General features: G+C 72.7%; 19 protein-coding genes. 6 read left to right on the top strand and 13 right to left on the bottom strand.

Annotated elements, in window-relative coordinates; translation table 11 throughout:
• Positions 1-222: 222 nt before the first annotated feature.
• Positions 223-1,683, bottom strand: coding sequence for a hypothetical protein (locus WMF11_RS35510; RefSeq protein WP_437973884.1), 1,461 nt, complete (start codon positions 1,681-1,683; stop codon positions 223-225).
• A gap of 663 nt (positions 1,684-2,346) precedes the next feature.
• Positions 2,347-4,899 carry an alpha/beta fold hydrolase gene (locus WMF11_RS35505; protein ID WP_437973883.1) on the bottom strand — a complete coding sequence of 851 codons (2,553 nt, stop codon included), beginning with the start codon at positions 4,897-4,899 and terminating at the stop codon, positions 2,347-2,349.
• Between the two features lie 225 nt (positions 4,900-5,124).
• Here WMF11_RS35505 and WMF11_RS35500 point away from each other — a divergent pair, with 225 nt between their 5' ends.
• Positions 5,125-5,457: a transcriptional regulator gene (locus WMF11_RS35500; protein WP_437324296.1), complete on the top strand. Its 333-nt coding sequence runs from the start codon at positions 5,125-5,127 to the stop codon at positions 5,455-5,457.
• A 25-nt stretch (positions 5,458-5,482) separates the two neighbouring features.
• Here WMF11_RS35500 and WMF11_RS35495 read toward each other — a convergent pair whose 3' ends face one another.
• The gene (locus WMF11_RS35495) at positions 5,483-6,481 is read right to left on the bottom strand and encodes a hypothetical protein (RefSeq protein ID WP_437973882.1); all 999 of its coding nucleotides are present in this window, start codon (positions 6,479-6,481) and stop codon (positions 5,483-5,485) included.
• A gap of 334 nt (positions 6,482-6,815) precedes the next feature.
• Here WMF11_RS35495 and WMF11_RS35490 point away from each other — a divergent pair, with 334 nt between their 5' ends.
• Positions 6,816-7,427, top strand: a complete 612-nt coding sequence (locus WMF11_RS35490; RefSeq protein WP_437973881.1) for a hypothetical protein — start codon at positions 6,816-6,818, stop codon at positions 7,425-7,427.
• A gap of 205 nt (positions 7,428-7,632) precedes the next feature.
• Complete coding sequence (locus WMF11_RS35485) at positions 7,633-9,069, top strand: cytochrome P450 (RefSeq protein ID WP_437973880.1); 1,437 nt, start codon at positions 7,633-7,635, stop codon at positions 9,067-9,069.
• A 54-nt stretch (positions 9,070-9,123) separates the two neighbouring features.
• Here WMF11_RS35485 and WMF11_RS35480 read toward each other — a convergent pair whose 3' ends face one another.
• Together WMF11_RS35480 and WMF11_RS35475 are read right to left on the bottom strand one after the other, a co-directional pair.
• Positions 9,124-10,455 carry a cytochrome P450 gene (locus tag WMF11_RS35480; protein ID WP_437973879.1) on the bottom strand — a complete coding sequence of 444 codons (1,332 nt, stop codon included), beginning with the start codon at positions 10,453-10,455 and terminating at the stop codon, positions 9,124-9,126.
• Positions 10,456-10,659: 204 nt separating this feature from the next.
• A complete protein-coding gene (locus tag WMF11_RS35475; RefSeq protein WP_437973878.1) occupies positions 10,660-11,037 on the bottom strand; it encodes a Nif11-like leader peptide family RiPP precursor in 378 nt (125 codons plus the stop codon).
• Between the two features lie 369 nt (positions 11,038-11,406).
• Between WMF11_RS35475 and WMF11_RS35470 the strand changes: the two genes are divergently transcribed.
• Together WMF11_RS35470 and WMF11_RS35465 are read left to right on the top strand one after the other, a co-directional pair.
• On the top strand, positions 11,407-11,916 hold the full coding sequence (locus WMF11_RS35470; RefSeq protein ID WP_437973877.1) for a MarR family winged helix-turn-helix transcriptional regulator: 510 nt from the start codon (positions 11,407-11,409) through the stop codon (positions 11,914-11,916).
• Positions 11,913-12,566: a hypothetical protein gene (locus tag WMF11_RS35465; RefSeq protein WP_437543778.1), complete on the top strand. Its 654-nt coding sequence runs from the start codon at positions 11,913-11,915 to the stop codon at positions 12,564-12,566. The genes WMF11_RS35470 and WMF11_RS35465 overlap by 4 nt, the downstream gene beginning before the upstream one ends.
• Positions 12,567-12,640: 74 nt before the next feature.
• On the opposite strand, the gene WMF11_RS35460 is transcribed toward WMF11_RS35465, so the two are convergent.
• Together WMF11_RS35460 and WMF11_RS35455 are read right to left on the bottom strand one after the other, a co-directional pair.
• The gene (locus WMF11_RS35460; protein WP_437973876.1) at positions 12,641-12,991 is read right to left on the bottom strand and encodes an ArsR/SmtB family transcription factor; all 351 of its coding nucleotides are present in this window, start codon (positions 12,989-12,991) and stop codon (positions 12,641-12,643) included.
• Positions 12,992-13,012: 21 nt separating this feature from the next.
• The gene (locus WMF11_RS35455; protein ID WP_437973875.1) at positions 13,013-13,492 is read right to left on the bottom strand and encodes a VOC family protein; all 480 of its coding nucleotides are present in this window, start codon (positions 13,490-13,492) and stop codon (positions 13,013-13,015) included.
• 299 nt (positions 13,493-13,791) lie between these two features.
• Here WMF11_RS35455 and WMF11_RS35450 point away from each other — a divergent pair, with 299 nt between their 5' ends.
• A complete protein-coding gene (locus WMF11_RS35450; protein ID WP_437973874.1) occupies positions 13,792-15,123 on the top strand; it encodes an aminotransferase family protein in 1,332 nt (443 codons plus the stop codon).
• A 31-nt stretch (positions 15,124-15,154) separates the two neighbouring features.
• On the opposite strand, the gene WMF11_RS35445 is transcribed toward WMF11_RS35450, so the two are convergent.
• The 6 genes from WMF11_RS35445 to WMF11_RS35420 all read right to left on the bottom strand — a co-directional run bounded on the left by WMF11_RS35445 (position 15,155) and on the right by WMF11_RS35420 (position 22,309).
• The gene (locus WMF11_RS35445; RefSeq protein ID WP_437973873.1) at positions 15,155-16,444 is read right to left on the bottom strand and encodes an RNA polymerase sigma factor; all 1,290 of its coding nucleotides are present in this window, start codon (positions 16,442-16,444) and stop codon (positions 15,155-15,157) included.
• Positions 16,445-16,519: 75 nt separating this feature from the next.
• Complete coding sequence (locus WMF11_RS35440) at positions 16,520-16,945, bottom strand: YciI family protein (protein ID WP_437973872.1); 426 nt, start codon at positions 16,943-16,945, stop codon at positions 16,520-16,522.
• A 198-nt stretch (positions 16,946-17,143) separates the two neighbouring features.
• Entirely contained in the window at positions 17,144-18,118 is a 975-nt protein-coding gene (locus tag WMF11_RS35435; RefSeq protein ID WP_437973871.1) for a tetratricopeptide repeat protein, read from the bottom strand.
• A gap of 23 nt (positions 18,119-18,141) precedes the next feature.
• Positions 18,142-19,728 (bottom strand): serine/threonine-protein kinase, encoded by a 1,587-nt coding sequence (locus WMF11_RS35430; RefSeq protein ID WP_437973870.1) that lies wholly within the window; start codon positions 19,726-19,728, stop codon positions 18,142-18,144.
• A 142-nt stretch (positions 19,729-19,870) separates the two neighbouring features.
• Positions 19,871-20,563 carry a VTT domain-containing protein gene (locus tag WMF11_RS35425; protein WP_437911057.1) on the bottom strand — a complete coding sequence of 231 codons (693 nt, stop codon included), beginning with the start codon at positions 20,561-20,563 and terminating at the stop codon, positions 19,871-19,873.
• Between the two features lie 219 nt (positions 20,564-20,782).
• Positions 20,783-22,309, bottom strand: coding sequence for a deoxyribodipyrimidine photolyase (locus tag WMF11_RS35420; protein WP_437973869.1), 1,527 nt, complete (start codon positions 22,307-22,309; stop codon positions 20,783-20,785).
• Positions 22,310-22,398: the final 89 nt, after the last annotated feature.

The following is a 22,398-nucleotide window of genomic DNA, read 5'->3' as shown; positions in this document are numbered from 1 at the left end:
AGCGAAGGGGGAGCCGCTCGAGCCGGCGGCCGCCCGAATACCACAATCGAGGACCTCAGTAGCACGATTTATTAAAATCGTGCTACCGCGCCGGCGTCAGAGGCGTCGGCCGGTTTGATTCTTTCTGAGTTGAAAATATATGTCGTGGATGAGCGGCGTCAGGCCGCGCGACCCCGGTGCGCATGGTTGCCTGTGGCGCTCGTGGTAAGGGCGCTCCTTAGCTCAGGGGAGCGGCGCGGCCGGGCAGGAGGGGTCGGTCGTCGCCTCGACGTCGTCCACGTGCAAGGCCTCGTCGTCGAGCGGCGCGTCGCAGGTCCCGCTGGCTCTTATCTTGAACGAAAGCTGCTGGGGCCTGCCCGCCGTGCGCGGATCCAGGCAGATCGTCTGTTGCGTCCAGCGCTCGCTGGCAGCCAGGGCGCCTCCTGGCGTCGAGGTGGCGGTCGCCGCGAGGAGGTGGCTCGTGCGGTACCAGAACTTCAGCGCCGGACCGGCCGTCTCCTGAGGCTCGGGGACGGTGAACACGGTGGAGGCCGAGGGCTCGCGGCACGGCTTCCGCACGGACAGCGAGAGCGAGACGTCGCCGGCGTGCGCGGCCGCCGCGTCGACCGCGAGCCTGGCGCTGCCGCGCGCCGGGTCCTCCGCGTTGAGGACCCACGTCGGCGAGAGGCCCGCGTCGGCGCCGTCGTTCTCGAAGCCGGGGTCGAAGAGCGGCGCGTCCCCGGGGCAGCGGTCGTCCGAGACGATGGCGAGGTCATCCACCGTGAAATCCCGCTTGTTCTCGTCCATGCACGGCTGGCTGTGCCGGTTGCGGAAGCCGAACGCGAGGCGGTGCGCCATGCCGAGGGCCCACCGGGGCAAGCAAACATGCGAGACCTGCGCCTCGCCCGTGCCCGTCAGGGCCGTCAACCGGTGCGTGCTCAGCATCACGTCGACGATCGCCCCCGGGTTGCCACGGCTCCAGATGCGGAGCGCCGGGCTCGGCAGCGCGGCGGATGGCAAGGGCACCGAGAGCGTGCCCTCGAGCGAGGGGACCTGGCAGAACAGCGTGGTGGCGAGGTGTCCGCCCTTGCCGCCGCCCTGGCCCAGGCCGCGCTCGATCTCGGAGACGCCGCCTTCGGCGGACGCCTTCCAGCCGGCGGCGCCTGCTTCGAAGTCGCCGTTCAGCACCTGGCCAGGCAGCGGGCACTCGTTCATTTCATCAGGCTGAAGGGCGACGTCATCGAACGTCAGCGTGAAGTCCTGTCCGGTGTCCTCATCGCACAGGGGAGAACGCCGGGCGGGCCCGAGGAGCAGCTCGATCGGCCTGCCGTAGGCGCGCTCTCCCAGGCACAGGCGTTGCGGGGCAAAGGACGAAGAGGGCATGAGATCGAGGTCGGTGATGCCTCCGTCGATCCGGACCCCGACCCCCGGCGGGCCGAGGCAGTCCATCGCGAGCTCGCAGCCGATGCGCGCGGCGAACGTGAGGAGGAGCGGCCCGGCGCACGCGAGGTCCGGCATCGAGAGGCGCTGATAGAAGCCGGCCATCTGGCACACCGCGTCTCTCCCGATGATGCCGGCCCCGGGGTTGCCGTTGCCCTCGACCTCGGGGGAGACGAGCGCTGCCCCCGTGGTTCCCCACGTGTCCGAGCGCTGGAACGAGGGGTCCTCCGGGCCTCCCCGCCAGTCGCAGTCGCCGTCGACCATCGGGTCATCATCGGCGCTGGCACACTCCGAAGTACATGCGCTGTCCGCGCAGCAGAGCCCGTCGTCGCACTGGCTCAGAGGCCGACACGGACAGCCTTCCTCACCAGGAGGGCAGTCGGCGCCCCCGCCCGCGCTCTCAGCGCTGCCTGTGCTCTCGACGCTGCCGTCGCCTCCCGCCCCGCCTGCGTCCGCCGCGCCTGCCGCTGCGCCGGCAGAGCCCTGCTCCGTCCCGGAGCAAGCGCTCGCGAATGCGCCAAGCACGGCAGCGACATAGCAGGTCAGTGGGCGTGACCATCCCATCATCAATTCAAGCTAGCGGGGGAATCACGGGATCGCAAGGTAGACAGGATGTTTCCCTCTTCCTGGAGAGACATCGAAATAAGGAGAACTCTCAGGTCGTATCGGGCGAAGCCGGAGACGCGGACGTCCGCACGCTGAACTCGAGCTCATCGGCTCATCGGCTCATCGGCTCATCGGTTCATCGGTTCATCGGTTCATCGGTTCATCGTAGCGCGGGCAAACATCGGTCGAGGAAGCGCAGCGAGCGCGAGCGTCCGAGCGGCGGGCGCGCGTCCGGCGGCTCGTCGTGGAGCGCAGGAGTGAGAGCGCCGCGGCGCCAGCCGGGCGACGACGCACCGCGTGCCTGGCCCCGCGCCGAGCGCGTCAGCCGCCGGAGGCGGCGCCGAGCGCCGCGGAGGGCACGAGGCTCGAGACGGGGCTCCCCCCGGCATCCGCGCCAAGGAAGGCCCGCAGCTCGGCGAGCAGCGGACCTGACTCGCCGACGAAGGGGAGGTGATCGTCGCCCGGCAGCTCGACGTGGCGCGCGCCGCGGATGCGGCCGGCGAGGTCGCGCCCGGCCGCCGCCGGGACGGCCCGATCGCCGGCCCGGTGCAGCACGAGCGTCGGGGCGCTCACCCGGCCAAGCGCGGACCGGACGTCGGCCGCCGCGTGTGCCCGGAGCATGCGCGCCGCCCCGCCAGGGCTCGCGCCGTGGCGCAGGTACGCGGCCCAGAAGCGCCGGAATGCGTGGTCATCCGCCGCGGACGGGGCCAGGCGATCGAGGAAGAGCGGCTCGCCCCAGCCGCTCCGCAGCGCGCGCTCGGCCTCTTCGGCGTCCTCGCCGGCGAGCCCGAAGAGGCACCCCGGCCAGGCAGACATCTGCGCCGCGCTCCCGAGCGCGATCAGGGCGCGCGCCCGCGCCGGGTGCGCCGCCGCGAGCAGCGCGCACGGCGCGAACCCGGCGCCGACGCCGAGGAGCGCGGCGCGCGCCACGCCGGCCGCGTCCAGCACCGCCAGCAGATCCTCCGCCTGCTGCTCGGCCGGAGCGCCCGCGCCCTCGCGCTCGCTCATCCCGGTGCCGCGCTGGTCGAGCACGATGAGCCGCGCCCACGCGCCGAGCTCGGCGAAGAACCGGGAGATGAGCGCGCCCTCCCACGCGGCCTCCACGTGCGTCACCCACCCCTGGACCAGCACCAGATCGATCGGCCCGGCGCCCGCGATCCTGTAGGCCAGGCTCGCGTCGGCGCTCGTGGCGAGGCGGGTCTCCGCGGCGTGCAGCCGCGCGGGCGCCCGCGTGGAGGAGACCACCCCCTCCCGCGCGGCCTCGAGCCCGCGCCGCATCGCCTCGGCGACCTGCGCGTACGCGCCCGCCCACGCCCGCGCGGTCACGGGCGACCACGCGTCCCCTTCGAGCTCCTCGAGCGCCTCGAGCAGCGCGCGGCCCACGGCGTCGAAATGCTCGGGCAACGCGGCGTACGCGGCGTGGCGGCGGCCGAGCGCCTCGAGCATCTCGACCAGCTTGTCCGGCGCGCGCAGGTTGTCGACGACGAGCTGCAGCGCCGCGGCGAGCTTGAGCCGCTGCTCGCGCATGTCCGGCGGGAACAGCGCCCGGAGCGCCGGCTCGCGGGCGAAGAGCCGCTCGTAGAAGCGCGTCACGAGCGCCTCGGCGCGCGGGGCGAGGCGCTCGAACGAGGCGCGCACGACGTCCGCGCCCGCGTCCTGCGCGCTGGCGGGGGGCGACGCGGGGCGGACGATCTGGAACGCCCGGCAGAGCGCCTCGGTCTCCTCGAGCGCGGCCTGCACCTCCTCGGCCGACGCGAAGCGCGCCTCCGGCTCGCGCAGCACGCAGCGATCGATGACGGCCGCGAGCATCTCCGGGACGTCGGGGCAGATCGAGCGCAGCGGCGGGAGCGCGCGCGCCGTCACCCAGCTGGCGATCGCGTGCACGTCGAGCCCCGCGTGAGGCAGCCGGCCCGCGCACAGCTCGTAGAGGACCAGCCCGAGCGCGTAGACGTCGGAGCGGGGCGTGCCGGCGGTGCCCGCCCAGAGCTCGGGCGCGAGGTAGAGCGGCGTGCCCATCATCATGCCGCCGTCGGTCAGGCTGGCGGTCCCGAGCGCGGAGGCCGCGTCGAGCGCCACCGGGATCGCGGTCGTCAAGGCGGACATGTCCGCGAGCGCCCACGGCGCGGGCGTGACGGCGGAGCTCGGCGCGGCGCGAGGGCCCGCGTCGAGGGCGGGGGCGCCGGGCCGGTCGGCGAGCTTGGCGAGGCCGAAGTCGAGCAGCTTCACCTCGCCGCTCGCGTCGAGCATCACGTTCGCCGGCTTGATGTCGCGGTGGAGGACGCCCCGCCGGTGCGCCGCGGCGAGCCCGCGGGCGAGGCCGAGCGCGAGGCGCAGCGCCGCGGGCCACGGGATCGGCTTCGGGAGCAGCTCGAGCGGCTCGCCCTCGACGAACTCGTAGGCGATGTACGGCCGCCCGCGCACCTCGCCGATCCGGTAGACGGCGACGACGTTGGGGTGCTGGAGGCGCGCGATCGCGCGGGCCTCGACGCGCAGCCGCTCGATGGTCCTGGGATCCGGGCTGTCCGCCGCGACGAACTTGAGCGCGACGGGCCGATCGAGGACCTCGTCGTGGGCGAGGTACACCTGCCCCATGCCCCCGCGGCCGAGCGGCCGCACCACGCGGTAGTCGTCGAAGGCCGAGGGCGGCGCCCAGGAGAGCGGGGGCGACGGCGGCCGCTCGCTCGCGCCGAAGCGCTGGTGCATCGTGTTGAGGAAGAGCGGCGCCCCGAGGTCGCTCTCGCTCGGGCGCGTCGAGAGCCGCGCGCGGCAGCCGTCGCAGCCGGCCACGTGCCCGCGGATGCTCGCCGCGTCGTCGTGCGGGAAGTTGCCCGCGAGCCAGGTGGCCAGGGCGTCGTCGGACGGGCACGGGATCATGCGCTGCTGTTCTCCGGAGCGGCATTCTCCGTGCGCGCTGTGGGCAGCGCAATGCCCGCGCGGTCTGTGCCGCGCTGCGCTGCTCCGCCGTCGTGAGAGGCAGCACCTGTGCGCCTGTCGTGGCCGTGCGGCGCTGGAGCGCGGCGCGAGCGCGCCCGCGAGCCGCGGGCCGCGAACGATCGGCGCTGGACCGGCGCCGCCGCGGTGTCACGCTCGCGGAGAGCGATGAGCGACCCGAAGCCACCGCCGAGCCCAGCGCCCCGGTCGGAGACGGTGCGGCAGGCGCTCCTGGAGGAGCTCCGCAGGGGAGCGGCGACCGCGTGGGAGCTCTCCACCCGCCTCGGGATGCGGGAGCGCGACGTGGCGCCGCACCTCGAGCACCTCGCGCGCTCGTTGCGGGCGCGCGGCGAGCGGCTCTCGGTCGCGCCGGCGCGCTGCCTGCGCTGCGGCTACGCGTTCGACGAGCGGCGGTCGCTCGCGAAGCCGAGCCGCTGCCCGGCGTGCCGGGGGGAGCGCATCGAGGCGCCGCGGTTCCGGATCGACGCGGGCGAAGGGTGAGGCTCCCAGGCGGCGGCGGCGCTACTCACAGGGCCGGTCGATAGGGCGGCTCCGGGCGCCCGCGCCGCGCCGCGCGGGCCTCCACCTCGCCGAGCAGCCGCGGGCCCGCGCGCTCGCCCGCGCCCGCGAAGAACGCGCGGGCCTGGGCGAGGTCGCCGTGCGCCGCGTAGAGCTCGACGAGCTCTCGCTCCGCGGCCTCGTCGATCGTCGCCTCCAGCGAGCCGGCGCGCGCGGGGCCGAGCTGCACGATGGCGCGCAGCGCCCTCATGGCCCCGTCGGTGGCGCCTCGGCCGCCGAGGCCCCGCAGGCTCCACGACTTCACGTAGAGCGCGCGCTTGCGGAGCGGCGCCCCCGCGGCGGCGCGGAGCGCGCCGTCGCAGGCGCTCACCGCCTCGTCGAGGCGCCCCGCGGCGAACGCCAGGTCGGCCAGCGCGAGGTAGGCCTCGGCCGCCTCGCCGGACGCGGGGTGCTCGAGGGCGAGCTGGCGCAGCCGCGCCTCGGCGCCGCGCGCATCCCCGCCGTCCTGGAGCGCCCGCGCGAGCGCGAGGAGCGATCGAGGCCGCTGCTCCGCTGCGCGCAGCGCCGGCGCGTCGACGAGCGCGGCGTAGGCCGCCGCGACGCCCGCCCGCAGCCGCGTGGCCTCTGCTTCGAGCGCCGCCCGCCGCGCCGCGCCGCGCGCGCCGGCCGCGCCCGCCTCCGCGGCCTGGTCGAGCACGAAGAGCTGCACGCCGATCACGCGGTAGCGCCCCGCGAGCGACTCCGCCTCACGGAAGATCGGCTCTGCCGCCGCTCTCGCGCCGGCGTCTGCGCCGTCCGCGCCGCCGCGCGCGGCGGGCGCCGGCGCTCCCGCGCTCGCGCCGGGGTCCGTGCCGCCGCGCGCGGCGAGCGCCGGCGCTCCCTGCGCGGCGCACCCCGCCGAGGCGAGGGTGAGCGCCATGAACGCGGCGACCCGCCGCGCCGCGGCTCTGCGCCGCTCCGTGAGATTGCTGGCGGTCTTCGCTGCGCGCTCCACAACCCGTGACACGTCTTCTCCTCGTGATTCGCCGCCGGCAGAGAGGCCGAAACGCGGCGCGCTTCGTGCCGAACGGCGCGGGAAGATAACCGCGCGCGCCCAAGGGACCAGGGCAATCCACCGCGGACGCGCCGATTCTCTCTATGAACGACGCGGAGAACAGCGCCTTTCGAGCGCCTTGCGCGGCGGCGCACACGCGGCGCGCGGGGCGGAGCGAGGCGCCGCAGAGCTCGCACCTCCAGCGCGCTCCGCCTCGGCCCATGCATTGCGTCTCGGCCTTCATCGCTCCGCGCCCGGACCGGCGCTTCACACCGGGCGGGGGCGTATCCGGATGGAGAGTCACGACATGGCGACAAAAGTGAACTGCCTTCCGTTCACGATCCCCACGATGCCGCGCCTCGGGCTCGCCGACCTGGAGGCGCGCTTCCGACGTCTCTCGCTGCTCATGTACGACACGAAGGTTCCGATCGTGACGCTCGAGAAGGAGGTCTATCCTTACCTTGCCCGTGGCATCGAGTTCGTCAATCCATGGCGGCGCGTGCGCGGGATCGAGACGTACCAGGTCGGCCTCTCTGGATCTCGCGTCGGCGGCCGTTTCGACCTCGACGTCTCTCAGCTGAGCGTCCGGCTCTCCGAGCCGCGTGACGCGGGCCGCGCCCTGGTCGACAGCACCTTGTACCTGCGGCTGTTCCCGCGCTGCGCGTATCCCGTGCGGGTGATCCTGACCTACGATTTCTGCATGATCGACGGCGGCGAGAGCTTCGAGATCACGCGCCACGAGGAGATGTGGCGCATCGGGGACATTCTTCGGAGCGCTCCGCTGCTGGGCCGCTCCTACGATGTTTTCCGTTCCTGGTCGGGTTACCTCTTTACCGGCGCGCTGCTCCTGTCCCGCGCGGTCGCTGTCCGTCCGCCTGGCGCCGAGGCCGCGCGGGGCGAGCCAGAGCCGTCGCGCTGACGCCGTGCGCGGCCGCGCAGCCGTGGGGTCGCCACGAGGCCGAGCGCCGCTCGCCTGAGCGCGGGCCGGCGATCTCTCGGAATCGACGAAACCGACGGGACCGAGGGAACCGAAAGCCGGTCCGCGTGTCGGAATGTCCCCGGCGCCCTGGTCTTCTCCGGCCGGGGACATCCCGACAACCCTCGTTCACTTACGGAGCAGCTCGATGGGAAATCTGCCGCCCGGGCCGAAGTCGCTCAGCCTTCTGGATACCATTCGCGCAGGATTCATCTCCTCCGAGCCCGTCTTCAGGCGTTACGCCGCCGAGTACGGCCCCACGTTTCGTCTGAGGTCGCCGAACGGGATACTGACCATCACGGGCGATCCGGAGGCGATCCGCGCGGTCTACACGGCCGACCCCGACGAGTTCGATGTCTGGGGTGTCCAGCTGACGGAGCCGGTCTTCGGGACCTCGTCGGTGGTCGTGACGGCGGGCGCGCGCCACCGGCGCGATCGGCGGCTGATCGCCCCGCCGTTCAGCGCCGGCGCGATGCGGGGTTATGGCGGCGCGATCGCGGAGATCAGCCTGGACGTGGCGTCGCGGTGGCGGCCGGGCCGCTCGTTCTCGATGCTCGCGGCGACCCAGGCGATCGCGCTCGACGTGATCGTCCGCGTGGTCTTCGGCGTGCGGGGCGAGGCGCGCGTCGGCAGGACCCGCGAGGCCGTGCTCGGGCTCATCGAGTCGCTGAGCCCGAGCTTCATGATCATCCCTGCGCTCCGCCGCGACTTCGCCGGCTTCGGCCCCTACGCGCGCCACAAGCGCGCGGCCAGGGCGCTCGACGCGCTGCTCTTCGAGGAGATCCGGGCAAGGCGCGCGGAGGGCGACGCGTCGCAGGACATCCTGGGCCTGATGATGAGCGCCCGCCACGACGACGGCGCGGGCATGAGCGACGTCGAGATCGCGGACCAGCTCCGGGCGCTCCTGTTCGCTGGCCACGAGACGACGGCCATGTCGCTCGGGTGGGCGATGTACTGGCTGCACCGCGAGCCGGCCGTGCTCGCGCGCCTCCTCGACGAGCTCGACGCGCTCGGTCCCGCGCCCGAGGCGGACGCGCTCGCGTCGCTGCCGTACCTGGAGGCGGTGTGCCTGGAGGCGCTCCGCCTCCACCCGCCGGTGGTGGACGTGGCCCGCGTCGTGAAAAGGCCGTTCCAGCTCAAGGGCTATACCATCCCGGCCGGCGAGGCGATCGCCGCCTCGCCGCTGCTCCTGCACGGCCGCGAGGATCTCTACCCGTCGCCGGAGCGATTCCGCCCTTCGCGGTTCCTCGATCGGAAATTCACACCCTTCGAGTTCATCGCGTTTGGCGGCGGCGCCCGCCGGTGCCTGGGCGCGGCGTTCGCGATGTACGAGATGAAGGTCGCCCTCGGCACGATCCTCGGGAGATACCGGCTCCGGCTCGAGAGCCAGGCGCCCATTCACCACGTGCGCCGCGGGCTCACCATGGGGCCGAGCGGGGATGTGGCGATGATCCTGGAAGGGAAGCGCGAGCGAGCGAGGGCGGAAGGTCGCCCGGCTGCGGTCCAGGGCAGCCCGGCGGCGGAGCCGGCGCTCCGGCCCGCCGCGCCGCAGCCGGCAGGGCGGTGCCCCATGGGCTTCTCCTGAGCGTTGCTCACCGGGTCTCCTTGCGCGCGGCCGGCCGGCGGCGCGCTCTGGCCTTCATCCCGTCAGCTCGTGCTCGCGGGGACGCCGATCCGGCCTCCGGCGGCGCTCCACGACGAGCGGCAGCCCATCCCGCGGCACGAGGGCCCGCCGGCCGCCTGCGCCCGCTTCGTACCCTGCGGGCAGGTCGAACCGGAACTCCCGCACCAGCGCCGCCAGCATGAGCTTCATCTGCAGCACGGCGGTCCGCTCGCCGATGCACTTGCGCATGCCGAGCCCGAAGGGAAGGAACGCCGAAGGCGGGCGCTCCTCGTGCCATGGCGAGCCCGGCTCGAAACGCTCCGGGAGGAACGCCTCCGGGCGCTTCCAGTACTGCGGAAGCCGCTGCATGACATACGGGCTCACGAGGACCTCGTCTCCCGCGCTCACCGCGTGCGGCCCATGGCGGAACTCCCTCCGCGCCTCGCGCGCCAGCACCCATACGGGCGGGTGCAGTCGCAAGGTCTCCTGCACCACCGCCGACAGGATCGATGCGCGCTCCACCTCCGCTCCCTGCGCGCCCATCCCCTGCGCGCCGATCCCGTCGAGCTCCTCCTCGAGGCTCCTTCGCACGTCCGGGCGCCGCGCGAGCTCGTAGAGCGCCCATGCCGACGCCGCGGCCGTCGGCACATGCGTCACCAGCATCATCACGACCTCGTCGATCAACGCTTGTTCGTCGATCTGGCCGGCGTCCACCGCGCGTACGAGCGGATCCAGCAGGTCGGTCGTCCCGCGGTTCCCGGCCGCCCTGCGGTGCTCTGCCGCCGCCAGGATGGACGCCGCGAGCGCTTCCCTCGCCTGGCCATAGGCTATCTCGTCGTCTGCGGCGTGCCCGAGCCACGCTTCCACCCGGGGCAGCTCGGTCGCGATGCGCTCCACGACCTGCTCTCCCGACTCCCCGAGCAGCAGCATCGACGCGCTCCGCAGGGCGACGTCCTCGAGCACCGGCAGCACCGCGCGCGCCTCGCCTGTGCGCAGCCGCGCGAGCGCCTCGCGCACCACGCGCGCGGCGCCCTCGGCGCGCGCGAGGAGCGCCTCCCGATGAAACGCCGGTGCGAGCGCCCTCCGGCGTTCCAGGTGCTCACCCCCCTCGAGGCGGGCGACGCTCCGCGGATAGGCGTCCTGCATCCGGTGCGGCGGCGTCTTGTCCGTGAAGCCCTCCCGATCCACGAATATCCTGTGGATCGCGGCCGGATCCGCGACGGCAAAGCACTTCTTCAGCCCCAGCCGGAACTGGAAGAAATCGCCGTGCGCCAGCGTGCCGTCCAGCAGGAAGGCGAGGGGATCCGCACGGAACTCCGGCCAGGAGCCGTGCAGAGGGTGCCCTTTCGGACCGGGGGATCGGATCATGGCCAGTTCTCCTTGGAGCGCAGAGCCGTCGTTTGCAGTTGAGGTCGCGACGATGAGGACGGCGCCCCGTCCGCGTCTGCCGCGAACGCCGCCGTCGGGATCGCGCACCCTTGCGAGAGCGGACGCCGGCGGCCCGACCCGACACCTGGCGTGAGCGTCGGGAGGGGCGCCGGCGTTCCGCGATCGGGGGCGCGCGGGCGTCGTTCAGGAAGACAGCTGGGCGCCGGAGCTCGAAGGAGCGCGGAGGCTCAGGTACACCGCCGCGTGGCTCAGGTCCGAAGGAGCACGGAGGCTGAGATAGACCACCGGATACCCGAAGTCATAGGCCGACGCGCCGGGCTGCGCGCGCACGTGCTCCTCGTACGCCCTCGCGAGCTCCTGCACGGTGCACGGGCAGCCCGCCTCGGCGGCGATCGTGAGGATGCGCGTCATATCCCCATCGGCCTCGGCCATCTTCTCCGCGAGGCGCTCGTCCGCCTCGACCCGCGCCAGAAACGCGCGCGCGTCGCTCCTCGTTGCGCCTCCTGCCATCGTCCCCTGGTTCGTCCTCGAAACACCGATCGTGGTGAGTTGTCCAGTCATGTGCGCAGACCTCCTTCGGGTCCCTTGAGGCCGCGGAACCGCGGCAGCGGCGTGCCGCGCGGTCCGTCGTCTGTCGTCTCCCTCCCCCAGAGCAGGTCCCGCGCCAGCGCTGCGGGCACGCGAAATGGCCGGCGATGGCGGTCCTCGAGAGGTCCGTTGTGCGCGTCCTCGCGCGAGTTGCGCGAGCGCTCGCGCAACTCGCGCGAGGGCGCCTCTCTCACCGCCCCAGGGGCCCGCCGACCTGCTGGCGCTCGCGCACCCGGAACCGGAACCGGAACCGGAAGTAGAGGCGATGTCGAGGACCGGGCGCCGCCCCCTCGCCGCACGCACCGGCCCGGCGAGGGGGCTCTCCCGGCCCTACGATCCCACTTGACAATATTAGTTAGCCTTACTAACTATTGGGTGACCGACACGCTGACCGTCTTCACCACGCTGCTGCTCGCGCGGATCGCTCGCGTGGATCGCACCGCCTTGCAGCTGATTCAGGAGCGCCTCGCCGAGCGGGGGGTAACGCTCGCGGAGTTCCGCCTGATCGGCGCGCTGCTCGGAGAGCGCGTGGGGCTCACCCAGCGCGAGCTCGCCGAGCGCCTGCAGATCACAGCCGCGTCGCTGTCGGCCCTCGTCGGCCGCCTCGAAAAGAAGGGGCTCGTCGAGAGGAACCCCGACGAGAGCGACGCGCGCGCCTTCCGCGTGCGCTGCTCGCCTCAGATCGCGGAGCACGACTGGGTACAGGACGTGGTGGTCGAGGTGGAGCGCCGCGCGACGCGGGGCATTCCGGCCGCAGAACTGGAGACCACGAGGCGTGTCCTCGCCGCCATGATCGGCAATCTCGAGATCGACGACACGCCCGTTCCATCAACAAGGAGGAGAGAGAAATGAAGCTCGCACGCGCCCTCGTGGTGTCCTTCTCGACGGCAGCAGCAAGCGGCTGCGGGGGTCTGCCGCCGTCGTCCCTGCCCCCGATGACCACGGCCGTGGCCGAGCCTGAGGTGACGCTCGTCTGGGTCGGCCGGGGGGAGAGCGAGCGCTTCGCGGAGGGGCAGTGGGTCCGGACGCCCGAGTCCGACTACGATTTCTCCGTGGTTCAGCGGCGTTACAGGGGGCGCTGGGACTCCATCAAGCAGATGCACCGGCGGCACCCCGGCTACGACGGATCGGCCGGACCTCGAGATCAGGTGCTTCATTTCGCGCTCGAGGTCGGAGCGATGCGGGGCTCGGACGTGCCGGTGATCATCCGCTCGACCCTGGGAGACGGCGAGGGGCGGGCGGATCCGGAGTTCCGGCGCAGCCAGCTGGAGATGCGCGCGCGCGACGTCAGCTCCTTTGCTCCGTTCAATGCCTACCGCATCACGCAGCAGTACCAGTATGGAGAGGGCAAGCTCGTCGAGACGGTCGAGCTGATCGAGCGTGACGGCGAAGGGCGCGAGAGTCCGTTCGTGCGAATCCGCGAGCGGGCGGCGCTCTTCGCGCCCACGTCCTTCGAGCAGCCCCCGACCCACGCGGAGGCGGTCAGCTCGCTCCGACCCTGATCTGCCGGTGGATTGATCCGTCCTCGCGCCAGAGAGCCGGCGGCCCGCTCGGCTTTCGCGCCTGCCGCGGCGGCTCATGATCTGCCCCCTCTGCGCGCGATGTCCGCCTCGCGATCGAGCAGCGCGCCGAGCGCGTCGAGCTTCTTCGCCCAGAATCGCTCGTAGTGAGCGGCCCAGTCGTGGACCGCGCGCAGCGGCGCGGCCTCCACGTGGTAGAGCCGCGAGCGCCCCTCCCGGCGGGGCGCGACGAGCCCGGCGTCCCGCAGCACCCTGAGGTGCTGCGAGATCGCCGACTGGGTCACGTCGAACATCGCGCACAGCTCGGTGACCGAGCGCTCCCCGCCGGCCAGCGCGTCGAGGATCGCGCGCCGCGTGGGGTCCGCGATCGCGCGGAACGTCTCGTCCGGGGAGCGCGTGTTCGTCACCTCACGTCACCTCGCGCCACGTCACGTCGCCGCGGGGAACTGCTTCTTGGCGCCGGCGTCCAGCTCCTCCTGCGTGGCCGGCTTCTTCCGCGTCGCGAGCGACCAGCGGTGGCCGAACGGGTCGGTCACGATGCCGTATCGGTCGCCCCAGAACATATCCGCGAGCGGCATCTCGACGCTGGCGCCCGCCTCGACCGCGCTCTTCCACGTCGCGTCGACGTCGGGCAGATCGAGGTGGAGCGTCACCGCGGTGCCGCCGAACGCCTTCGGCGTGCGGCTCACCCCGCCGCACTGCTCCGGGAAATCGTCGCTGAGCATCACGAGGCCGCCGTTCACCAGGAGGGCCGCGTGGATGAGCTTCTTGCCGTCCGGCGTCGGCTGTTCGGCCACCACCGTCGCGCCGAACGCGCGCTGGTAGAAGGCGATGGCCGCGCGGGCGTCGTCGACCGTCAGGTAGGGCGAAACAGGGGGAGGAGCGGGGGGTTCATGGCTCGCGGTCATGCGCCGCATCATATTAGTGAGCTCTAATATGTCAAGCGACCGGCGTGGCGGCGAGCTCGCCCGCTCAGGGACGGATCACGACCGTCCTTGGTGACGGGATCGCGCGCGGCGCCGCGAGCGCGCTCGATCCGTCCGAGCATCGCGGTTGCGACGGCGAAGCGCCGCGCGGAATCGCGGGCGCGCTGCACGGAATCGCGGGCGCGGCGCGCGGGAGCGGGCGAGCGGCGCCGGGGAATTCGCGTGCGAGGAGGTCTGATCACCCTCTACGCTGAGCGCCTCCTCGAACCGCGAAGGTTGCCATGAGCGATGACATCGTCGAGCTGACCACGAAGCACACGTACGGCACCTGGCGCGCCCAGCGCGGCTGGAAGCCGATCCATGTCACCCGCGCGGAGGGCTGCGCGTTCTGGGACGCGTCCGGGAAGCGCTACCTGGACCTATCCTCGCAGCTCATCTGCTCGAACCTCGGCCACCAGAACGAGGCCGTGATCGAGGCCATCTGCGCGCAGGCGAGGCAGCTCGCCTACATCAGCCCGGCGCACACGTGCGAGGTGCGGGCCAGGGTGGCGCAGAAGCTCCTGGAGGTGATGCCGAAGGGGCTCGACAAGTTCTTCTTCGCGACGTCGGGCACGGAGGCGAACGAGGCGGCGTTCAAGATGGCCCGGCTCTACACCGGCAAGCACAAGATCATCGCGCGCTACACGTCGTACCACGGGTCCACCGCGGGCTCGGTCGCGGCGACCGGCGACTTTCGCCGCTGGTTCATCGAGCCGGCCGGCAAGATCCCGGGCGTGGTGTTCGGCCCGGAGGTGAACTGCTACCGCTGCCCGCTCGGCCGGAGCCACCCCGAGTGCGGCGTCGCGTGCGCCGACTACCTGGCTTACATGATCGATCACGAAGAGAACGTCGCGGCGGTGATCGTCGAGCCGGTCGTGGGCACGAACGGCGTCCTCATCCCGCCGGCCGACTACCTGCCGAAGATCGCCGAGGTCGCGCGGAAACGCGGCGTGCTCCTCATCGCCGACGAGGTGATGAGCGGCTGGGGCAGGACCGGAAAGTGGTTTGCGGTCGATCACTGGGGCGTGGTGCCGGATATCCTGACGACCGCGAAGGGCGTCACGAACGCGGCCGCGCCGCTCGGAGTCGTCGCGACCTCCCGCGCGATCGCGGACTACTTCGACGACAACATGTTCGCGCACGGCCACACCTACGAGGCCCACCCCCTCACGCTGGCCCCGGTGATCGCCGCGATTGACGAGTATCGCCGGCTGGACCTCCTCGACCGCGCGACGAGGATGGGAGACGTCGTGGGCGCGAAGCTCCGCGCCCTGAAGGAGAAGCACCCCTCGATCGGCGACGTGCGCGGGATCGGCCTGTTCTGGGCGGTGGAGCTCGTGAAGGACCGCGCGACCAAGGAGCCGTTCAACGTGCCGCAGGACAAGGCAGCTCGGCGGCCCCTGGTGGTCGACGCGGTGGTCGCCGAGGCGGCGAAGCGCGGAGTGTCCCTCATGGGGTGGGTGAGCCACCTGCTCGTGGCGCCGCCGCTCATCATCAGCGAGGCCGAGATCGACGAGGGGATCGCGGCGCTCGACGCGGCGCTCGACGTCGCGGATCAACGGCTCTCGGGCTGAGGACCTCGAGCGCGAGGCGGCGGCCCCAGCGTTATCCTCGCGACGGCGGCGCCGAGGAGCCGCCCGCGCACGCGGCGGCGCGCGCGAGGAGCAGGTCGCGCTCACGCGCGTTGCGCGTGAGCGACGCCGCGCGCTCGAGCTCCGCGCGCGCCTCGTCGAGGCGGCCGAGCTTCGCGAGGAGGTCGCCGCGCACGCTCGGCAAGAGGTGGTAGCTCTCGAGGGAGCGCTCCGAGGTCAGCGCGTCGACGACGGCGAGGCCCGCCGCCGGGCCGAACGCCATCGAGAGCGCGACGGCGCGGTTCAGCTCGACGACGGGCGACGGCGTGACCTGGGCGAGCGACGCATAGAGCGCCGCGATGCGCGCCCAGTCCGTCTCCTCCGCGGCGCGCGCGCGCGCGTGGCAGGCGGCGATCGCGGCCTGGAGCGCGTAGGGACCGCGCGCGCCGCCGAGCGCCTCGGCGCGCTCGAGCGCCGCGAGGCCGCGGCGGATCAGCAGGTGATCCCAGCGCGCGCGGTTCTGAGCCAGGAGCAGGATGGGCTCTCCCGACGGTCCGACCCGCGCCCTGGAGCGCGAGGCCTGGATCTCCATCAGCGCGACGAGGCCGTGGACCTCCGGCTCCTTCGGCGCGAGCTCGGCCAGGATGCGGCCGAGGCGGAGCGCGTCCTCGCAGAGGGCAGGCCGCATCCAGTCGCCGCCGGCCGTCGCCGAGTAGCCCTCGTTGAAGACCAGGTAGATGACCTGGAGCACCGACGAGAGGCGGGGCGCGAGCTCGGCCCCGCGGGGGACCTCGAAGGGGACGCGCGCCTCGGCGAGGGTCCGCTTGGCGCGGACGATCCGCTGGGCGACGGTCGGCTCCGGGACGAGGAACGCGCGCGCGATCTCCTCGGTCGTCAGCCCTCCGAGCAGGCGGAGCGTGAGCGCGACCTGCGCCTCGGTCGAGAGGACCGGATGGCAGGCCGTGAACACGAGGCGCAGGAGGTCGTCGCCGACGTCATCGTCGAGCGCGGCGTCCAGATCCGGCGCGGCCAGCGCGTGCTGGGCCTCGATCTCGTGGCCGAGCTCCTCGTGCTTGCGCTCGAGCCGCTTGCTCCGGCGGAGCTCGTCGATCGCGCGGCGCTTCGCGGTGGCCATGAGCCAGGCGCCCGGCTTCTCCGGGACCCCCGACTCCGGCCACCGCTCGAGCGCGGTGACGAGCGCGTCCTGCGCGAGCTCCTCGGCGAGGCCGACGTCGCGCACCATCCGCGCGAGACCGGCGATGAGCCTGGCCGACTCGATGCGGAAGACCGCGTGGATGGCGCGATGCACCTCGGGGGCCGTCACGGCGCCCGATCAGAACACCTTCCGCCGCCGGCGCAAGCCCCCCGCGCCGGCGCATGCCCCCGAGGCGCGCCGAGGCTACTTCTTCTGGGCCCCCTGCGCGCGCAGGCGCTCCTCCTGCTCCCTGAGCTCGGGCGTGAGCGCAGGACCGAAGTCGTCCGGCGTGAGCACCTGGCGAATCTCGATCTCGGACTCCTCGAGCATGGGGTTGGGACAGCGCTTCACCCACTCGATCGCCTCTTCCTTCGACTTCACGTCCCAGATCCAGAAGCCCGCGATCAGCTCCTTCGTCTCGGTGAAGGGCCCGTCGATGACGGTCCTCTTGTCGCCCGAGAACCGGATGCGCGCGCCCTTCGCGCTCGGGTGGAGCCCCTCGCCCGCGACCATCACGCCGGCCTTGACGAGCTCTTCATTGAACTTCCCCATCTCGGTGAGGAGCTGCTCGCTCGGCATGACGCCCGCCTCGCTGTCCTTGGTGGCCTTGATCAGGATGATGAATCGCATGGTCGTGTCTCCTTGCTTCCTTGGTGGAGCTGGGCTCCGGAGGGTCTCTTGCCCGGGGCGAACCGTGGCTTCATCGTCACGACGAACGGCGGTACGCGGGATCGACACGCCGGGCGATCTTTTTTTACGATGCCGTCAAGTATAAGGAACTATTGAGGATTGGAGCACCTGGCCGGCCCGCCGGGGCGCTCCGGGCCCTCAGAAGCGGCTGCGCAGCAGCGCGCCGCCGCCGCCGGGCAGGATCGCGGGCGCGAGGGAGACCGAGCTGCGCTGCTCCGGCGACGTCAGGAGGAGCACCAGGCCAGCGCCGATGCCGACGAGGCCGACCGCGCCGAGCACGGTGCTCGTGGTGGTGAGCGTCTGGCCCCGCGAGCTGAGGGACATGCCGTCGTCGCTGCACCGCGAGGGATCCGGGCATTCCTTCTCGAGATCGCCCTTCGTGCCGAGCGCGAGCCCGCCCGTGATGAGGCTCCCGCCCACGGCCGCGGCACCGACGCCGCCGATGACGAAGCCGAGCGTGCGCTTGAAGCTCGAGGGAGCGGCGGGGGTGGGGGGCGGCACCGAGGAGATCGCGGGGTCCTGCGGCGCGTCGGGTACGGGGACCGGAGGCGGCGCGGCGGCCTGCGGCGGATCGAGGCGCACGACGTTGCGCGCGCCCTCCGCGAGGGTCACGGGCGCGTCGGTCTGCCGGCCGCCGGGCCATCGCGCGACGACGGCATGGTTCCCGGGGTCGAGCGGGAGCTCGCTGCCGATGCTGGCCTGCGGCAGCGGCGCTTGATCGAGGAGCAGCTCCGTCGGCGCCGGTGCGCCCGCCGGGAGCTCGATGACCAGCCTGGGCACGCGCGGCTCGAGCTCCCTGATGCGCTGCTGGGTGATGGCCAACCGGGGATCGCCGGGCGTCAGCTGGGTGAGCAGCTCCTTGAAGTGCTGCCACGCGCTCGCCACGCGCCCGAGGTCCGCTTCACACTGGGCCAGGTTGAGCAGCGTGCCGCGCGACGGATAGGTCGCCTGGCTGCGGCGGAAGAGCGGAATCGCGTGCGCGCAGCCTCGCGCTTCGACCGCTGCGCGGCCCTGCTCGAAGAGCTCCTGGGCCTGGGCCTTCGGATCGTTGGGCTGCGCGGAAGCCGAGCGGCTCATCGCGCAGAGGGCGGCGCACAGGGCGGCGCAGCGCATCGCGCGAGTACCTCTTGTTCGTCTCAGTCCCATTTGTTCCAAGGATCCTCGGTCTTGATCTGCGTCTTGACCTGTGAGGACGACGGCGGTCTGGCCGTGCTCACAGCGTTCGCGCTCGGCTTCACCGGCGGTGTCGCCGCTGTCGACGATGCCGCTGCCTTCACGCTGGCGTCCGGGAGGGCGCTCGCGACCGGCGCTGCGGTGGCCTCGATCGCAGCGCTCGCGGTCTCCATCGCGGCAACGGTGGGGGTCGCCGTCACCCCGCCGGCCGCGCCGGGGGCGCTGGCCGCGCCGGGGGACGCCGGCCCGCTCTCGGGCGCTGCGCTCGATGAGGCCACGGGCGAGTCGCTGTCCGGGGACCCGCTCGGCGTCAGCCGCCACGCAAGGAAGATCCCGGTCAGGACGAGCGCGCCGGCGGCGCCTGCCAGCAGCGCCACGCGGCTGCGCGGCGCCCGGGTCCGCGTCGTGTTGCCCCAGGAAGCGTGCGGCAGCGTCGCGTGCGCCGTGCCCGCCGCCTCGCCCCCGGACGACGACGGCGTGTCCGGACGGTCCGGCATGGGCGCCGTCGCGGCCTCGGCCGCTCCGGGCGCTCCACGCCACGCGGGCGAGGACGCGCCGAGCGCGCCGGGCGCCGCGGGGGGAGCGCCCACCGGCGGGTACCCGGCGCGGGAAGCACGCTCCGGCAGGATCCTGTCGATGCTCTCGAACGAGAGCCGCCCGCGCTGCGTCCCGAAAGGCGCGAGCACGCGGCCGATCTCGGCGACGCTCTGGACGCGGGCGCCCGGGTCCTTCGCAAGGCACCGGCCCACGAGCTCCCCGACGGCGGGCGGAAGGTCCGGCCGCAGGGCCAGGACGGCGGTGGGCGCATCCATGATGATGGCCGCCGTGACCGCGGTGATGCTGTCGCCCTCGAACGGGTGCCGCCCGGTGAGCATGCGATACAGGATCACGCCGAGAGCCCAGATGTCCGTGCGCACATCTGCGTATTTCAGGCTGCGAATCTGCTCCGGCGACATGTAATGGATGGAGCCCATGATGAGGCCCGTCGCGGTCAGGCTCGCCTCTTTGACAGAGTCGCCCGTGGCGGTGAACTTCGACAGGCCGAAGTCGAGGACCTTGAGGAGGGGAGTCCCGTCGGGGCGGCGGGTGAGGAAGAGGTTCTTCGGCTTGAGATCGCGGTGGATGATGCCGCGCGCGTGGGCCTCGGCGATCGCCTCGCAGGCCTGGAGCACGTAGTCGGCGGCGTCGGCGAGCGGGAGGATGCCGCGGGTCTGGAGCACCTGGCCGAGATCGTCGCCGGTCAGGTACTCCAGCACCATGTAGGCGGCGCCGGTGCCCAGCGTGCCCATGTCGAGGACACGCGCGATGTGCTGCCCGTCGAGGGCCGCGGCGGCGCGGGCCTCGCGGAGGAATCGAGCGCCGGCGTCGGGGAGCGCGGCGGCCTCGGGGAGGAGGAGCTTGACGGCGACGCGGCGCTCCAGGACGACGTCCCAGCCCGCGAAGACCACGCCCATGCCCCCCGCGCCGAGGACGCGCTCGATGCGGTACTTGCCCGCAAGGACGTCGCCGGGAACGGGGACGCCGGAGGGGACGGCGGGCTGCTGCGCCATGGTGGGAGGTGAGCGTAGCGGGGAGGTGGCGCGGAGTACAAGGGGCGGGCGGCCTCGGTGGCCGCTCGCGAGCGCCCGACCCGGGAGGCTTGCGCGATGACGTGCTCGACGCGATCCGCTCGCGACGTCCGCCGGAGAGCGCCTACGGCTCGGCCTCGATCCGCGCGGCGTCCTTCTTCTGCTGGAGCCTGTGCTTGATCGCCCCGAAGATCACCGGCGCCACGGAGACGAAGATGATCAGGTAGACGACCCGCTCGATCTGCTTGGCGTCGAAGACCTTGCCAAGGAAGTAGCCGAGGAAGGTCATCGAGAAGACCCAGAGCACGCCGCCCACCACGTTGAACATCGCGAAGCGCCGGTACTGCATCTGCCCCACGCCCGCCACGACCGGCGCGAACGTCCGGGCGAACGGCATGAAGCGCGCGAGGATGATCGTCTTGCCGCCGTGCTTCTCGTAGAACTTCTGCGTCGCGATCAGGTGATCCTTGCGGAACAGGAGCGACTGCTCGCGCGTGAAGATCTTCGGGCCGGCGCGCCGCCCGATCGAGAAGCCCACCGCGTCGCCGATGATCGCCATCGCCATCAACGTGACGTTCATCAGGAGCAGGTTCTGGAAGTTCGGTAACCCGAGCGGGTTGATGAGCCCCGCGTTGACCAGCACCCCGGCGGTGACGAGCAGCGAGTCCCCGGGCAGGAAGAACCCGATGAGCAGCCCCGTCTCGGCAAAGATGATGATCATCAGGACGGGGTAGCCGCCCCACTGGAGCAGCGACTCGAGCTCCCTCAGCCTGCTGAAAAATTCACGGAGGAGATCCACGGCCGCTCGATAGCTCACCTCGGCGGCCGCGTCGAACCCCGCGTGCGCCCCGGCCGCCAGCGCGCCGCCGGCGTCCAGCGCCGCCGTTCACACGGGCGCCGCCGGCGGTGAGTCACCCTGCATCGCCGGCTGCCCCGCCGGTCTACCCCCGCGGGCGAGCCCCCGGGCCGCGCCTCCCGGAACCCCGAGGGCGAGCTGCCCCGGGCGCGCCGTCCGCGCCGCCGGTGGCCGCGCGCGCTACGGCGTATAGCGCGCCAGATACTCCTTGAGGTGCAGCTTCCGGGCCGTGTTGTCGGACGACATGTAACGTATCGTGCCGAAGATCTCCCGCTCTGGACCCCAGGCCCGATCGTAGCGGCCGAGCACCCAGAAGATGCCCGAGATCGAGTTCGGGTCGCGGCCGTCGAGCGCATACCGGTCGTTGAGCTCGATCATGACCTCGAGCGCCTCGCGCGGCGTCCGCGACCACTCCAGGATCTTCTTGCCCCAGAGCATCCTGAGGTAATTGTGCATTCGCCCCTCGCGGAGCAGCTCGACCTGCGACGCGTTCCAGATCCGGTCGTAGGTCGCCCCCGCCGCGAGCGCCTCGATCGGGTAGACGCGCGGGCGCCTGTCGCGCGCGTGCTTCTCGAGCGTGGCGAGCGCCCAGTCCGGCAGCGACTCGTACTCGGTCGGATCGCGCTTCCACGAGGGGCGCGGCCCGTCTCCCTCGCTCGCCCCGAGCGCGAAGGCGTTGAACCCGAGCTCCCGCCAGGTGACGAGCTGCTCGAGGAACGCCTCGGCCGAGGCGCTCATCCCCCAGAACCCCTCGCGGCTGCCGCTCGGCCGCTTCACGCCGTCACCGGGGCGGCCGAGCTGCTCGACGCGGAAGGCTTCGCGCCGCGCGACGGCGGTGAAGACCTCGTGCGCCGCGAGGTGGCCGAAGTGCAGGTACGGCGACAGGCCGCTCGTCGCGCCGGCGTCGGGGTGATCGCGCTCTTCCAGGTAGCGCGGCAGCCGGTCCGCGACGAAGCGCGCGAGCGCCTTGCCAGCCGCCTCCGGGCCGCCCCGGCAGGGCGCCGGCGGGACGGTGTGATCGATCGGGAGTGCGGAGAGCGCCGCAGGGTCGCCCCCGAGGAGCGCCGGCGAGGCCGCCGGCCACCTGCGCGCGATCGCGCGGGGGAGGGGAGCCGCAGGCCGGAGCTTCGCCCGCTTCAGCGGATCGGCCGCCGGTTGCGCGCCGAGGTGCTCGCCGATCACCCGCTGCCAGAAGATGCGGAACGAGCGCGCGGTCGTGAACACCCGATCGGCCGCGCGCATCGGCAAGAGGCCGTTCGAGTCCACCTGCTCGAGGCGGACCGGCGCCTGCCGCGCCGCCGAGGCGACCATGCGCGGGAGGAAGAAGCAGGGGTAGTCGTCCGTGACCACCACGCACGCCCGCGCCGCGAGCGCGCCGAGCAGGCCCTTGCCGTCCCCCTCGGCCGGCTCGACGTAGGGGTGATGCGCGACGCCGGCCGCCGCGAGGCGGCGCGCGTTGTCGGCCATGCCGTCGATCACGAAGCGATGGATCCTGTCGCTCGCCCAGCGGTAGCCGCACCGCAGCGCCTCCAGCACGACGAGCGGTCGATCGAGCGCCATCGACCAGGCGATCGCGCGCTCCAGACCGAAATTGTACCGTGTCCGGCGACTCGCGATCATCCAGTAAAGGACGTAGTCGCCGCCCTCGCGGACAGGCATGGCGTTGCGGGTGCGGAGCCGGAGCTCGGGGACGCTGCTGGAGATCACGACACCTCCTCCACGACCGGCCCGCCAGCGCGCCGCCGCGGCCCCGGTGCTCTGCTCTCTCTTCAGTACGAGCCGTGCTCTAGCACAGC

The organism is Sorangium sp. So ce295 (assembly GCF_051527405.1).
Classification (GTDB): Bacteria; Myxococcota_A; Polyangia; order Polyangiales; family Polyangiaceae; genus Sorangium; species Sorangium cellulosum_B.
Note: the sequence above shows the minus strand (reverse complement) of the source record. Positions and strands in the feature narration are given on the sequence as shown.

What these genes read in the sequence shown, in the direction of transcription:
- WMF11_RS35490 (WP_437973881.1), top strand. Translation starts at nt 6,816, where the DNA reads ATGGCGACAAAAGTGAACTGCCTTCCGTTCACGATCCCCACGATGCCG.
- WMF11_RS35480 (WP_437973879.1), bottom strand. Translation starts at nt 10,455, where the DNA reads ATGATCCGATCCCCCGGTCCGAAAGGGCACCCTCTGCACGGCTCCTGG.
- WMF11_RS35475 (WP_437973878.1), bottom strand. Translation starts at nt 11,037, where the DNA reads ATGACTGGACAACTCACCACGATCGGTGTTTCGAGGACGAACCAGGGG.
- WMF11_RS35465 (WP_437543778.1), top strand. Translation starts at nt 11,913, where the DNA reads ATGAAGCTCGCACGCGCCCTCGTGGTGTCCTTCTCGACGGCAGCAGCA.
- WMF11_RS35435 (WP_437973871.1), bottom strand. Translation starts at nt 18,118, where the DNA reads ATGCGCTGCGCCGCCCTGTGCGCCGCCCTCTGCGCGATGAGCCGCTCG.
- WMF11_RS35440 (WP_437973872.1), bottom strand. Translation starts at nt 16,945, where the DNA reads ATGCGATTCATCATCCTGATCAAGGCCACCAAGGACAGCGAGGCGGGC.
- WMF11_RS35485 (WP_437973880.1), top strand. Translation starts at nt 7,633, where the DNA reads ATGGGAAATCTGCCGCCCGGGCCGAAGTCGCTCAGCCTTCTGGATACC.
- WMF11_RS35510 (WP_437973884.1), bottom strand. Translation starts at nt 1,683, where the DNA reads ATGGTCGACGGCGACTGCGACTGGCGGGGAGGCCCGGAGGACCCCTCG.
- WMF11_RS35455 (WP_437973875.1), bottom strand. Translation starts at nt 13,492, where the DNA reads ATGACCGCGAGCCATGAACCCCCCGCTCCTCCCCCTGTTTCGCCCTAC.
- WMF11_RS35500 (WP_437324296.1), top strand. Translation starts at nt 5,125, where the DNA reads ATGAGCGACCCGAAGCCACCGCCGAGCCCAGCGCCCCGGTCGGAGACG.
- WMF11_RS35450 (WP_437973874.1), top strand. Translation starts at nt 13,792, where the DNA reads ATGAGCGATGACATCGTCGAGCTGACCACGAAGCACACGTACGGCACC.
- WMF11_RS35430 (WP_437973870.1), bottom strand. Translation starts at nt 19,728, where the DNA reads ATGGCGCAGCAGCCCGCCGTCCCCTCCGGCGTCCCCGTTCCCGGCGAC.
- WMF11_RS35505 (WP_437973883.1), bottom strand. Translation starts at nt 4,899, where the DNA reads ATGATCCCGTGCCCGTCCGACGACGCCCTGGCCACCTGGCTCGCGGGC.